General features: G+C 61.8%; 12 protein-coding genes. 2 read left to right on the top strand and 10 right to left on the bottom strand.

All coding sequences use genetic code 11. The features are described 5' to 3' along the window. The first annotated feature begins 750 nt into the window (after positions 1-750). The gene (locus D0T11_RS12265; protein ID WP_182888374.1) at positions 751-1,896 is read left to right on the top strand and encodes an FAD-dependent monooxygenase; all 1,146 of its coding nucleotides are present in this window, start codon (positions 751-753) and stop codon (positions 1,894-1,896) included. Here the strand turns inward: D0T11_RS12265 and D0T11_RS12260 are convergent. Beyond that, a complete protein-coding gene (locus tag D0T11_RS12260) occupies positions 1,889-2,293 on the bottom strand; it encodes a hypothetical protein (RefSeq protein ID WP_245990815.1) in 405 nt (134 codons plus the stop codon). The two genes, D0T11_RS12265 and D0T11_RS12260, sit on opposite strands and share 8 nt — an antisense overlap. 236 nt (positions 2,294-2,529) lie before the next feature. Between D0T11_RS12260 and D0T11_RS12255 the strand changes: the two genes are divergently transcribed. Next, positions 2,530-3,303 carry a 4'-phosphopantetheinyl transferase family protein gene (locus D0T11_RS12255; protein ID WP_182888373.1) on the top strand — a complete coding sequence of 258 codons (774 nt, stop codon included), beginning with the start codon at positions 2,530-2,532 and terminating at the stop codon, positions 3,301-3,303. Here D0T11_RS12255 and D0T11_RS12250 read toward each other — a convergent pair. The 9 genes from D0T11_RS12250 to D0T11_RS12210 form a co-directional block, all read right to left on the bottom strand. Continuing rightward, a complete protein-coding gene (locus D0T11_RS12250) occupies positions 3,248-4,531 on the bottom strand; it encodes a hypothetical protein (RefSeq protein ID WP_147374633.1) in 1,284 nt (427 codons plus the stop codon). The two genes, D0T11_RS12255 and D0T11_RS12250, sit on opposite strands and share 56 nt — an antisense overlap. Positions 4,532-4,554: 23 nt before the next feature. Then, entirely contained in the window at positions 4,555-5,346 is a 792-nt protein-coding gene (locus D0T11_RS12245; protein ID WP_119656084.1) for an outer membrane lipoprotein-sorting protein, read from the bottom strand. A 66-nt stretch (positions 5,347-5,412) separates the two neighbouring features. Beyond that, entirely contained in the window at positions 5,413-7,794 is a 2,382-nt protein-coding gene (locus tag D0T11_RS12240) for an efflux RND transporter permease subunit (protein ID WP_119656083.1), read from the bottom strand. 40 nt (positions 7,795-7,834) lie between these two features. After that, positions 7,835-8,254, bottom strand: coding sequence for a hypothetical protein (locus D0T11_RS12235; protein ID WP_119656082.1), 420 nt, complete (start codon positions 8,252-8,254; stop codon positions 7,835-7,837). Beyond that, positions 8,251-8,484 carry a hypothetical protein gene (locus tag D0T11_RS12230; protein ID WP_119656081.1) on the bottom strand — a complete coding sequence of 78 codons (234 nt, stop codon included), beginning with the start codon at positions 8,482-8,484 and terminating at the stop codon, positions 8,251-8,253. The genes D0T11_RS12235 and D0T11_RS12230 overlap by 4 nt, the downstream gene beginning before the upstream one ends. A 108-nt stretch (positions 8,485-8,592) precedes the next feature. Then, the gene (locus D0T11_RS12225) at positions 8,593-9,123 is read right to left on the bottom strand and encodes a DUF2867 domain-containing protein (protein ID WP_119656080.1); all 531 of its coding nucleotides are present in this window, start codon (positions 9,121-9,123) and stop codon (positions 8,593-8,595) included. Beyond that, positions 9,120-9,611, bottom strand: a complete 492-nt coding sequence (locus D0T11_RS12220; protein ID WP_119656079.1) for a hotdog family protein — start codon at positions 9,609-9,611, stop codon at positions 9,120-9,122. The genes D0T11_RS12225 and D0T11_RS12220 overlap by 4 nt, the downstream gene beginning before the upstream one ends. Before the next feature lie 2 nt (positions 9,612-9,613). Continuing rightward, complete coding sequence (locus D0T11_RS12215; RefSeq protein WP_119656078.1) at positions 9,614-10,699, bottom strand: beta-ketoacyl synthase N-terminal-like domain-containing protein; 1,086 nt, start codon at positions 10,697-10,699, stop codon at positions 9,614-9,616. A 10-nt stretch (positions 10,700-10,709) separates the two neighbouring features. Further along, positions 10,710-11,948: a beta-ketoacyl-[acyl-carrier-protein] synthase family protein gene (locus D0T11_RS12210; RefSeq protein ID WP_119656077.1), complete on the bottom strand. Its 1,239-nt coding sequence runs from the start codon at positions 11,946-11,948 to the stop codon at positions 10,710-10,712. Positions 11,949-11,957 lie beyond the last annotated feature (9 nt).

Here is an 11,957-nt window from a genome sequence, read left to right as displayed (position 1 = left end):
CCGCAACCAGGCGGCTCGACAACCGGGTGTCCCGTATAGGGGATGTTTCAAAAAAGGTAGGTTATTTTTTTAGCACAGAAAAATAACCTACCTTTTTTGAAGAGCAAACGCCTGACCAAACAGCCGAATGCTTTGGCCGCGTCTGAGGTCACTGTGATGAGCGTGCGGCTTCGGAAACGCTCACCGCTACAGTAGCCCTGGAGGCTGAAAATGACAGGACCTACCGTTCATGCGTTTGTTCTGCCTTTTCTAAAGGATGACAGTCCATGTGGCTCGTTTATTCCCGACGTCCGCTTGAATGCTATTCCCATTTCGTGAACAGTTCATCCGGTTGCAATAGAGCCGCCTAGCTGCGCCTCGTTGTTCGCGCCTACATAGCGAGTTTGGCGAACCATAAACCCGCGCCGTAGAGAGGCCTCATTGCGTCTCGGCATCCGCGCTGTTCGGCTGGTTTCGTTCAACGAGCAGGCGCCAAGATGCGTCTCTATAACCGACTGGGGGCACCGTTCTCGAAACCGCTATATCAACTAACTGCGCGCTCACACTTTCAACAACCCTCCCTTTCTACACCGCAAAATCACGTTTGATATGTGGCTGTGCAAATTATTTCACTTGCTGCAAATACAAAAATGTACCGGATATTCAGCTATTTTTTTTCAAGAAAAACAGCTAAGTATCCGGCCCTCCCTTTCATCGTTTTTAAAAATTTAATGAGTAACTAGGCCCGTCATTCATATTATATGTTACTACATGAAAATTGCAATTGTAGGTGGTGGTATCGGCGGGTTAACAACCGCCATTGCCCTGCACCGGAAAGGCATATCCGCCACGGTATTTGAAACCAGCGCGGAGCTAAAACCCGTGGGCGCGGGAATAATTCTGGCCAACAACGCGACGCAGGTATTGCAGCGGCTTGGCCTATTGGCGGCGCTCCGGAACGCGGGTCACCCGATTAGCGAGCTACGCATCACCGATGCGCAGCTGCACCCTATTTCCCGTAGCGACCTTGCTTATTTCGAGCGCCTCAACGGGGCCGGAAGTCTGGCCATTCACCGGGCCGAGTTGCAGCGCATCCTGCTCGAGCACTTGCCCGCCGGCCAGTTCCGGCTCAATAAGCGGGTGGAGCGGGTGGAAGTGGTGCCGGGCCAGGGCGCTGATCTTCAGTTCGGGGATGGTACCCGGGAAAGGTATGATGCCGTCATCGGGGCCGATGGCATTCATTCGGTTGTGCGCAATGCGGTAACCACGGAGAGCACCATCCGCAAAGCCGGGCAAATCTGCTGGCGTGGTATTGCCGCCTACCGCCTGCCGGCGGCGGCGCAGCACTGCCTACAGGAGGCCTGGGGAACGGGCTTACGGTTCGGATTCACGCATATTTCCGCTACGCACGTGTACTGGTATGCCCTGGCTACCGGGCTCGACCTGACTCCGCAGAGTCCCGCGCAGTTGCAGCAGCTGTTCCGCGATTTCGCCCCGCTTGTCGGCCAGATTCTGAGCCATACTTCGGCGGCTCAGATCATGACCCATGAGATTCTGGATTTCAAGCCCTTGAGCACCTGGGAGCAGGGCGCGGTTTGCCTGATCGGGGATGCTGCCCACGCCACTACCCCCAACCTCGGGCAGGGAGCCTGCCAGGCAATTGTGGATGCCTACACGCTGGCCGAATTATTTACGAGCGGCACCGAGGTGGCCCCCATATTTCGGCGCTTCTATGAAACCCGGCACGCTAAAACGGCGCTCGTTACGACCACCAGCTGGAACGTGGGCAAGTTGGCCCACCTGCAAAATCCGATGGCCTGCCGCCTGCGCAATACCCTGATGCGCCTGACCCCGGCGTTTATTAGCCGCAAGCAAAATGAAAAATTATTCGCATTGGAATTAGATTCCCTTACGTAGCATGTTTTAATAAGCCTAGAAAGGAAAATAAAAGCATTTCCGCCGAATTTTCATTTTGATGATTATTTTCCTTTTCCACCCTCTGCTTCAGGGCAAGCCCATAGAGAAAATACCAAACCAGCGTTGCAAGCATATCCGTAGCATGGGGGGCTTGTGGGGCAGGGCCAACCTGTTGCTGAACTGCCACGACAAACCGGGCCTGAATTAATTGCCCGACAGCGGCCATTTCTTTTTCGGCCGTGCTTGCCGAGTGGCGGCCGGCATCAGCCTGAAAAAGCTGGTCGAAAGAATCGGGGCAGCTGCCGGCGAAGCGCAGCAGCCCCTGGCTCATGGCCACCAGTCTGGTGAGGGGGCTCGTGTTGGGACAGGCGTGCAACTGCTCCAACAGCGTTTCCATGCAGCCCTGGTGGATGGTGCAGAGCAGGTCCTGCTTGCTGCGAAAATGATAGTAGATAGCGCCCGGGCAACAGCCTACGTGCTGAGCGAGCCGGCGCATGTTGAGCTGGCGCAGCTCCTGCCCGTGTTGCAGCTGGTGGGCAACCGCTAAAATACGACTTCGAAGATGGTCTTGAGTAACAGGTTCCATTCGCTTTTTGCTGGCGACATATTGCACTAGCGATGCCGGGTGAATATTTGGTTTGCACGCGCGCCCGGCCGGGGGAAAGCCCTCAGCCCGTCGCCATACTGCACCTGGAGCCCCTGGCGCGGGAGCCCCTCGCCCCTGCCGACTGGCTGCACCCCGTGGAGCAACGCACCTACGATGCGCAGACCCGCCGGACCCGGCAGCGGGAGTTTTTGCACGGCCGCATGCTGGCCAAGCGCGGGCTGGCTGCACTGGGGGTGGCAACCCGCGCGCCGGAAATGGCGATCCAACCCGGCTGCTTTGGCCAACCGCTGGTGGCCGGCGACGGCCTGCACGGTCACGGCATCAGTATCAGCCACGCCGGGCCGGCCTGGGTGGGGGCGCTGGCTTTCCGGGAGCAGGTTCCGATGGGCTTGGATATTGAGCTGATCAGCCAGCGGCCGGGCCGGGCGCTGGCTACCCGGCTCACAGCAACGGAGCATGCGTTGATAGCCAACCAGGGCGAGTGGGGCGCGACGGCGCTCTGGGCGGCGAAGGAGGCGCTGGCGAAGCTGCTGCGCACGGGCCTGAGCTCCCCGTTTCCGTTGTTCGAAGTAACCGGGCTGACAGCCATGAACGGCTATTGCGAGGTGCGCTTTCACTTCTTCCCCCACCTGAGCGCCGCCGTTTTTCACCTGGGCTCCGCCATGCTGGCCTTGGCGGTGCCGGCGGCGGCCACCGTGCAGGCCGATGGCTACTGTTACGCCTTCGAGGCGCTGGCTGCTCAGCTTACCAGTAACGGCGCAGGCCCAGCTGCACCGCGCTGTTGTACTGAATCACGCTGAGCGCATCCGTAGCCACCAGGGCCGGGCCGACGTAGCTCGTCCAGCCCAGGGTGGCCTGCCAGTGCTCAGCAAAATGCCGCTTCGCTTCCACGTTGAGCAAGGGCGTCCAGGATGCGCGGTTCGTGAGCAGATGGATGGCAAGCTCGGATGTGTGCAAGCCCCCCAGGGTCAGGCGGGCCGCCGTGAAAAACATATCCGCGAACGGGTACTGGTTGTCCTTCTTCCACGGGTCCCGCAGGTATTCGGCCGCCAGCAGCACATCCAGGTTATGCCCGCTCAGGTTGGCAAACAGGTATTCGAGGCCCGCGTTGTAGCTCAGGTAGTTTTTGCCATCGGCCCGGTAGGTAAACTCGGCTTTGGTGGTGAGGTTGCCCCGGATCCATTGCGTTTCCAGGCCCGTTTGGTGGATGGTCCGGTAAACGGGCACCAGCAGGAACCGCTGGCGGTCGAAGTGCATGACCGGTGCCCGGTTGGTGCCGTAAAAGTGCGAAAGGGCCAGGTCGAAGTTGCCCGCCCGCTGCGTGTAACGGGCCGCCAGAGCCGGCCGGTTTTCGTGCTCAATGGTTTGCTGGTCCGTGGCAATGGGGAGCGGGAAGTAGAACAAGCGGCTGCGCACCCCCGGAAACGCCTTGGGCCGGAACCCGGGAGCCACGTACAGGCGCAGGCTGCTGGTTTCGCCCACGTGCGCCACATCCAGCAACGGTTGGCCCAGCCGCTCGAACTTGGTGAAGTCCTCCCGCTCATCGGTCTGGTTGAGGATGTTGACCAGCGAAGGGCCGAGCATGTTGCCCCAGGCCACCGATTGCACGCCCGCATTCACTTCCCAGGCATGATGGCTCCAGCTCGCGTACAGCTCGCGCACATCGGCGTGGGTGCGGCTGGCGTCCACGGCGTCGAGCCGCACGAATGGGCGCACCGTGAGCTTCAGGCCGGCCTGGGCCGCAGTCAGGATGTATTTGGGCTGGGCAACCAGCGAGGCGTAGGAATCCCGCTGGTCGGGAAAGTAGGCCGCATCGTAAAACCACGCTCCCTCCAGCGCTATCTGCCCCGACCACTCGCTCTGCAACCGGCGCGTTCTGCCAGCGGCGGCAGATTGTTCGGGGCGGGCCGCCGGTTCGGTTTCCGGGGTGCCCAGGCTGTCGGCGCGCAGCGGTGCGGGGGCCTCCTGGGCCAGCAGGCCCGCCGGCAGCAGCCAACAGGCCGCCAGCAATTGTAGTATCCGAGACATAAGCAGGCAGAAGAGCAGGCGCGTTACTCCATTTTCATGAACTTCTCCGGGGCCAGATAGGACGGGTCGATCTGGTAGGTGAAGTCGTAGTTAGTCCAGGTCGTGACAGTGGTGCGACCGTTCTGCACGTTTTTCATATCCTGGCGCACCGGCAGCCAAATGGTATTTTTCTTGAACTGCCGGTACTGCGGCACATCCACCTTGTAGAGCTTTTCCTTTTTGTCGAAGTAGCGCACCTCCCCATCCAGGTAGGTGGCTTTGTCGATGTATATTTCAATGAAGGAGTAGCTGGTGTACTTGCTGGCGGGCGTGCTTTTCAGCACGTAGTAGTTGCGGCCCTTGTATGTTTCTTCCCGCACCAGATGGTGTTCCATCTTCTTTAGTTTGGCGTTACCCAGGTCTTCAAAGGCAATTTCGCTCCCGAAAAAAGCGCCCGACTTGTTCTCGTTGGCAATGCGTTTGGGCCGGTTCAGGGCGGGCAGAAAAAGCCACTGGTCATCGGGCCGGTCGGCGTGGGCGTACATGAGTATCTTGGAGCCTTTCACATCGGCCGGCGTTTTAAATACGCCCACAGTGCGCTCAAAATCATCGGGCTGCTCCACCACGTATTGCCGGATCTGGCGCTGGAAGCTTTTGCCATTTTCCAGGATCAGCTGCATCTGCATGTCCACGGCGTAGTGGTCGTAGCCGGTGGTGTTTTTCAGCACGTGCCCGATAATTTCCTTGGCGCGGGCGTCAGAATTCTCGTAGCTCTGGGCCTGGGCGGCGGCGGCCAGCAGAACGGCCGGCACTAGCGCGGCAAGCATCTTGTTCATAAGAAAGGGCGGAAAGTGGTGAAGGCCGGCTGGCCGGCGAAGAGCCGGCCAGCCGGCATCGAATACTCAGGTAGTAGCCATTGCAGGCTTGGCGTCCGGGGCAGGCGCGGCGCGGGGGGCAGGCGTGGCGCGCTGGCGCAGGCCGCGCTCCAGCAACAGCACCAGCGAAGGCGTGAGCAGGAAGTCGTAGAACAAGGAAAGCGCCAGCGTGAGGGCACTGAGCATGCCCATGTGCGAGTTGAGCTGGAACGGGGACAGCACCAGAACCAGGAAGCCCACTACCAGAATCAGGGTGGAGACGAACATGGAGGAGCCCGCCACGCGGAACGTTTCCACCGTGGCCTCTTCGGGCGTTAGGTCCTGCTCGCGCCGGATGCGTTTGTATTTGGTGATAAAGTGAATCGTGTTGTCTACCACGATGCCCAGGGTGAAGGACGTTACGAAGGCCACGGCCATGCCTACTTTACCCACCAGCAGCCCCCAGATACTAAAGGCAATGAGACTCGGCAGCACGTTGGGCAGCAGTGTAATCAGGCCCAGCCGGAACGAGCGGGTGGCCAGCATCAGGCAGATAACGATGGTCAGGATGCCCAGCGAGAACCCCTCGATCAGGAAGCGGATGTTTTTTTCGGACAGGTAGCGGAACATCACCGAGGTGCTGGTCCCGTCGAAGTACATGGTGGCCGGGGCATGGTCGCGCAGCCATTGGTTGGCGGCCAGCTCAATTTTCCGCAGGTCCTCGGTGTACATGTTCTGAAATACCACCCGGAAGCGGGACGAGGACTTGTCGATGTTGATCTGGTTGGTCAGGTTCTGTCCCTGGGGCAACGACATTTCGTAGGCCAGCAGGTACTGGGCCCCGAGGGCGTCGGTGGCCGGCAGCCGGTAGTAGGAGGCGCTGTCGCCGTGCATGGTCTTGTTGAGGGTCTTGACCACGTCCACCACCGAACTCACCTGAATAACGTGGGGCTGCTGGCGGAACCACTTGGCAAACTCCTCCGTCTTGCGCAGGTAGGCCTGGCTCGTAACGCCCCCGGCCCGGCCCGCTCCCAGGGAGTACTCGATGGAGTAAATGCCCGTCAGGTTGTTGACGGTAAAAGTGGTGGCTTGCTTCACCGGCAGCGAGTCGCTGAAGAAGTCCAGGAACATATCGTTGAGCTTGTTGCGCGTGATAAAGGGCAGCATCAGCGCGCTGGTCAGGGCCGTTACCACCAGGATGCGCCGCCAGTTGCGGGTGACGAATACGCCCACGAAGTCGAAGTTGAACACCTTGGCCTGGGTACGGGCCATTTGCTCGCGCAGGGGCAGCACCAGCAACAAGGCCGGCAGCCAGAGAATGGACAGCACCCAACCCACGGCGGCCCCGATGCTGACCAGATTCCCCAGGTCGCGGAACGGGGGCGAGTCGCTCAGGTTCATGGTCAGGTAGCCCAGCACGGTGGTGAGGGTCGTCAGAAACAGCGGCACCATGTTCAGGCGCACCGCTTCGCGCACGGCCTCCTCCTTGCCCAGCCCCCGCTTCATGGCCAGAATCACGGACGTGAACACATGAATCCCGTCGGCAATCACGATGGTCATAATCATCACGGGGCCGGAGGTCAGAGAGGCCGTTACTTCCATGCCCATGTAGCCGATAATGCCCATAGAAACCGCCGCCGACAGCAGCACGATGGCAAGCGAGGTGAGGGTGCTGATCCAGGAACGGCTGAAGTAGTAGACCAGGGCCGTAATCACCAGAATCATGAGCGGAATGAGCGTGGCCATGTCCTGCGCGCCCGATTCGGCAAAGGCATTGTCCACCATCACCGTGCCCGTCAGGTGCACGTCGATATCGGGGTGAGGGTGGCGGGCCAGGGCCTCCTGCATGAATTTGATGAGCGTGGGGCCTTCGGAAATGAAGTCCTTCTTCGGAAAATTGGCGGTCAGGAACAGGCCGGCCACGTGCCCCGAGGGCGACACCAAACGCTTGAGCAGCATACTGTCGGCGAGGGCAATCCGGCGGACTCGGGCCAACTCGGCGGGCGACATCGTCCGGGCGTTTTCCACCAGACTCCGCACCGTCAGATCATCACCCGAGCTGCTCACGTGCTGGTACGAGGTCAGGGCATCGACCCGCGCCACGAAGGGTGCCCGCTGGGCCTCCGCCACCAGCTGCTCTATAAAGTCCAGCGTTTGGCGGGTGAATACGTTGCCGTTGCGCGGCGCCACCACCACCAGCAGGTTATCCGTTTTCTCGTACTCGCGGTGGATGTGCTCCAGCCCCTGCATCTGGGGGTTGTCCTTGTCGAAGTAAACGTTCAGGTCGCCGTTGATGCGCAGCAAGCGCACGCCCGAAGTCAGGGCCACCACCAGGAGCAGCATCCCCCACACAATGAGGTGACGCCACTTTCTGAGGAACTCAAAGTACGCATCGAAGAAGGCTCGGGGAGCCGCGGAAGAAGCCGGCATAACACGTCAGGACGAAAGGATGGGAAGAATTAGGATAGCGCTAACCGACAAGCACCGCTTCGGGAGCCGGCACGGGTGCCGCTGCCGCAGTTTGGGCCGCCGCCGCGTGGCCCTGCCGACGCAGCGCCCGCACCTGGCCGATCAGCGTGAACAGCCAGCCGCCCATGCTCAGGCTCAGCGACATGATGGAAGCCCGCATGATCCAGTCGCGGTTCACCAGGGCCGGGTTGTCGCTGAGCGCGTAACCGGGGGGACCAACAATGCCGCAGGCCATCAGGCCCCCGATGAAGAGGAAGATGTAGCCGAGCACGGTGGCATTGGAGTACGGATGGGCAAACTCCGGCCTACGGCAGCTTTTCACCCAGTTCCACAAAAACACGGAGTACGCCAGGGAACTGACCACCCCCATTGTTCCGAAAGCCACCCATACCAGCGGTTGATAATTAGCGGGGAAGGTCATGAGCGCGCGATTTTTTTGGTGAGAGTACCGGCGAAAAACACCAGGGACATGGCCCCAAACGGCAGGAAGCCTTTGAGCAAGGCCCACCACCCGTCCGTAGGATCGAGGGGAAAAGTGGCTTTAATGCCCACCAGCGACCAGAAAAAGTGCACGGTAGAGTGGTAGTGGAACAGCACCATAGCCAGCGAAAAGAGCAGCAGTGGCCCCCGGTAGCGACGCGAAACAGGCATAAGAGAAGAGAGGTTGAGGAAGCAGGAAGAAGGCGGACAGTGGGAGTACCCCGGCCCTGGCAAAGCGGCGGGGCCGGCGGCGAACAGACGCCCGCTCAGCGCGGAGAATCAGGCAGTGGGAGCGGCTAGCAGTGCCTGCCGGATGTTGCGCATCATGCTGCGCACCACCAACCGGTGGGGGCGCTTGATGAGGCCGAAATACAGGCGGCCCATCGTGTTGTGCAGCTCTACCGTGGTGGTGATGTAGAGCCAGGTGCGGGTTGGCTCCTGGTCGAGCAGAATGGAGACGCGGAAGTTGAGGTGGCGGTCGTCGCTACCCATAATCAGCTCCCGCTCGTGGCGCTCGTAGATGTGGAACAGGCCCAGGGTGGTGCCCGGCTCGAAGCGCACGCCCTCCAGACTCTGCGCCGGCTCGGGGCCTTGGGTGTGGTAGCCGAGGCGGCCCATCACCCGGTCGCGCAGGGCCATGGCCTGCCGTACCCAGGCGGGCGCCCCATGAAAAAAGGCCCGGACCGCATCGTCCAGCGTAACGTCCGTGGTTGGCACGTCCATGCGGTAGCAGTCGCGGTAGTGCGCCCGCTGGGCCGTGGCGCGCAGGGCCGACTGCGGCGGCACCCGTACTTCCTCCAGGCTGCTCATGCGGGAATGAGGGCCGTTTTGGGGGCCATCGCCACGATGATAGAGCCGCGGGCATATACCGAGTGCTCGTCGCGGGCTTTCACTTTCAGCGAAGAGGCCGCTCCCCGGCTCCAGTCCAGCTCGGCATGCAGCTGAATCATGGCTCCCGGCAACACCGGCCGGGTCAGGTGCACGTTAATGGCCCCCAGCACTCCCAGCTCAGCCGCTTCCCCGGGGCGGCCGTCCAGCGGGTCGCCGGGGCTCCAGTCGAGGCGGGTGAGCTCCAGCAGCAGGGCGCAGGTCTGGCCCAGCGCTTCCACCAGCAATACGCCCGGGAAGATCGGAAACCCCGGAAAGTGCCCCCGCAAGGCCGGTTCCCCCACGCCTATTGCTTTGAGGGCCACAATGCGCTGGCCCGGCTCGAACTCAACCACCCGGTCTACCAGCTGAATGGGGTAGCGGTGGGGCAGCAGTTGCTGAATCTGATGGTTATGAAGTAAGGTATTCATACTTAGTTTTTAGAGAAGAGGAGCACGATGCCGTAGCCCAGCGTATCGATGGTGGCCAGCAGGTGGCAGCCGGATTGTGGCGCGCCGGGAAGCTGATCATTATACACCCCGTCGAGGTAAGCCGCCGGCAACCCGGAGCCCCGGCCCTGCTGCAACCCCAGGCCAAAGAGCAGGCCGGCCAAGCCCCCCGCGTTGTCGCCTACCCCGTACACGGTTTCGGGAAACAGCACCTGCGCCTGCACTCCGGCCGCTTGCAGCGCGGCACGAAGCTGGCGCGGGTCCAGGTTGTGGCCGCCCCCCCCCACGATGCAGTAGTCGGCCGCCACCTCCGCCACCGGCCCCTGGCATGTTTCGACCAGCCGGGCAAGCAAGGTTTCGTTGGTTTCCCCGGTCAGGCGCTGGCCCGAGGCCACCGACAGAATGCGGCCATAAGGCGCGGGCATTGCATTCTGGGAGCGTTCTACCCCTACGGCAATGCCCATTTCGGGGGCGGCGGGCAGGGTAGTGTTGCGCTGCTCCCCGCGGCGCACCGCTTCATGGTAGCGGGAGGTCACTTCGGTGGTGCCCACGATGCCGTAGCTCGTCATGCCCTGGGTGAGGTGGAGCAAGGACACGTCCAGGGCCTGCAAGCCCGCGCAGGCCCCGCCGCACACCGTCACGTTGGGGCCTTTGATTTGCGCCTTGATGGCCATCTGGCTCGACGAAGCATTGTCGATGGTATTGGGCGCGCTCATGGGGCTGGCCTTATCGGGGCCTTCCACTTTTGCTACCAGATCGAAAACGAATCCGTCCTCGATGTTCGAGAGGTCGGACCCGTCATACAGCCCTACCTGACTGGGGTGCTGCCGGATAAACTCGCCCAGGGTAGGGTGGTCGGCGATGCACTGGTAGGCCACGTTCCCGTAGAGCAGCGTGGCGCGGTTGAGGTAGCGGATACCCTTGGCCCCCATGTAGCCCTGGGGGTCGTAGTGGCGGATGCTGGTGGTGAAGCCGTTGCTTTGCACTTGCTGCCAGAAAGCTTCCAGGCCGGTTCCGGCGGCAGAAGTGTAGCCGACGGAAGAGATGGTAATGTCGAGCGGGGTAGCCATCGGAGAAGAGTTAGCGGGGAATATACTGGCTGAAAATCACGGAGCAGATGTTGCCGCCAAAGGCAAAAGCATTGCTGAGCACGTGGCGGACGGGCGTTGTTTCGCTGGCCGCGCGCAGCGGGAAGGGAATGGCAAAGGAGCTGTCGAGCTTCTCGGTATTGCGGGTGCCCGGCACCCGCTGGTCGCGGATGGAGAGCACGGACGCCACGGCCTCGAAGGCGCTGGCCGCGCCCATGCAGTGGCCGAGCAGAGATTTAAGGCCGCTCACGGGAATTTCCTGGAGCCGCTCGCCAAACACCTTGGCCATGGCCTTGGCCTCGTGGGCATCATTGGCCTTGGTGCCGGTGCCGTGGGCGCTGATGTAGCTGATGTCGTCGGCCGTCAGCTGGCCGGTCCGCAGGGCTGCTTCCATGGCCAGGATTGCCCCGGAGCCCTCCGGATCGGGGGCCGTGGAATGGTAGGCGTCGCAGGAGAGGCCGTAGCTGGTTACCTCGGCATAAATGCGGGCTCCCCGGGCCAGGGCGTGTTCCAGCTCTTCTACCACCAGCATGGCGGCCCCCTCCCCCACTACCATGCCGGTGCGGTTCTCATCGAAGGGCCGGATGTCCTGCTGCGTCATGGCCCCCAGGCGGTAGAAAATGGTGTAGCAGGAGCGGGTAAACGGGTCGGCTCCTCCCGCCAGGGCCAGTTGGGTGCGGCCCTGCTGAATCAGGGAGTAGGCCGTGCCGATGGCGTAGTTGCCGGCCGCGCACGCCGTTGGAATAACCAGGTTGGCTCCCCCCAGGTTGTAGTAGCTGGCTACCGTGGCGCTCAGTTCCAGGGGCCGGAAGTGGGCCAGCATCTGCGCGGCCTCATCCGAGAGCTCGTCCTCCGTCGTTTGCAGGTCGAAGTGGTTGATGGTGCGCTCCACCATGTCCTGGTTGCCGCTGGTGGTACCGATAATAACGGCGTGGTTGTTCGGCGAGGGCAGGTAGGTGGGCAGGCCGGCGTCTTCCAGGCTCAGGCGGGCGGCGGCCACGGCGTAATGCACCGCCTGGCCGTAGGGGGCCAGATCCTCTCCGTCGGCCAGGTCCACGTCTTCCAGCCCCTGCACTTCGGCCGCCAGCGGGTTGCCCCGGTACTCCGCCCGGTCCAGCTTCGTGAGCGGCCGGACGCTGGTGGTGCCGCTGGTCAGCTGGTCCCAGAATGCTTCCAGCTGGCAGCCCAGCGGACTTACGACTCCCAACCCGGTGATAACTACTCGTTTCATACAATTCAG

The organism is Hymenobacter rubripertinctus (assembly GCF_003583925.1).
GTDB lineage: Bacteria > Bacteroidota > Bacteroidia > Cytophagales > Hymenobacteraceae > Hymenobacter > Hymenobacter rubripertinctus.
Note: the sequence above shows the minus strand (reverse complement) of the source record. Positions and strands in the feature narration are given on the sequence as shown.

What these genes read in the sequence shown, in the direction of transcription:
- D0T11_RS12225 (WP_119656080.1), bottom strand. Translation starts at nt 9,123, where the DNA reads ATGAGCAGCCTGGAGGAAGTACGGGTGCCGCCGCAGTCGGCCCTGCGC.
- D0T11_RS12210 (WP_119656077.1), bottom strand. Translation starts at nt 11,948, where the DNA reads ATGAAACGAGTAGTTATCACCGGGTTGGGAGTCGTAAGTCCGCTGGGC.
- D0T11_RS12230 (WP_119656081.1), bottom strand. Translation starts at nt 8,484, where the DNA reads ATGCCTGTTTCGCGTCGCTACCGGGGGCCACTGCTGCTCTTTTCGCTG.
- D0T11_RS12215 (WP_119656078.1), bottom strand. Translation starts at nt 10,699, where the DNA reads ATGGCTACCCCGCTCGACATTACCATCTCTTCCGTCGGCTACACTTCT.
- D0T11_RS12220 (WP_119656079.1), bottom strand. Translation starts at nt 9,611, where the DNA reads ATGAATACCTTACTTCATAACCATCAGATTCAGCAACTGCTGCCCCAC.
- D0T11_RS12265 (WP_182888374.1), top strand. Translation starts at nt 751, where the DNA reads ATGAAAATTGCAATTGTAGGTGGTGGTATCGGCGGGTTAACAACCGCC.
- D0T11_RS12260 (WP_245990815.1), bottom strand. Translation starts at nt 2,293, where the DNA reads ATGGAAACGCTGTTGGAGCAGTTGCACGCCTGTCCCAACACGAGCCCC.
- D0T11_RS12250 (WP_147374633.1), bottom strand. Translation starts at nt 4,531, where the DNA reads ATGTCTCGGATACTACAATTGCTGGCGGCCTGTTGGCTGCTGCCGGCG.
- D0T11_RS12245 (WP_119656084.1), bottom strand. Translation starts at nt 5,346, where the DNA reads ATGAACAAGATGCTTGCCGCGCTAGTGCCGGCCGTTCTGCTGGCCGCC.
- D0T11_RS12240 (WP_119656083.1), bottom strand. Translation starts at nt 7,794, where the DNA reads ATGCCGGCTTCTTCCGCGGCTCCCCGAGCCTTCTTCGATGCGTACTTT.
- D0T11_RS12235 (WP_119656082.1), bottom strand. Translation starts at nt 8,254, where the DNA reads ATGACCTTCCCCGCTAATTATCAACCGCTGGTATGGGTGGCTTTCGGA.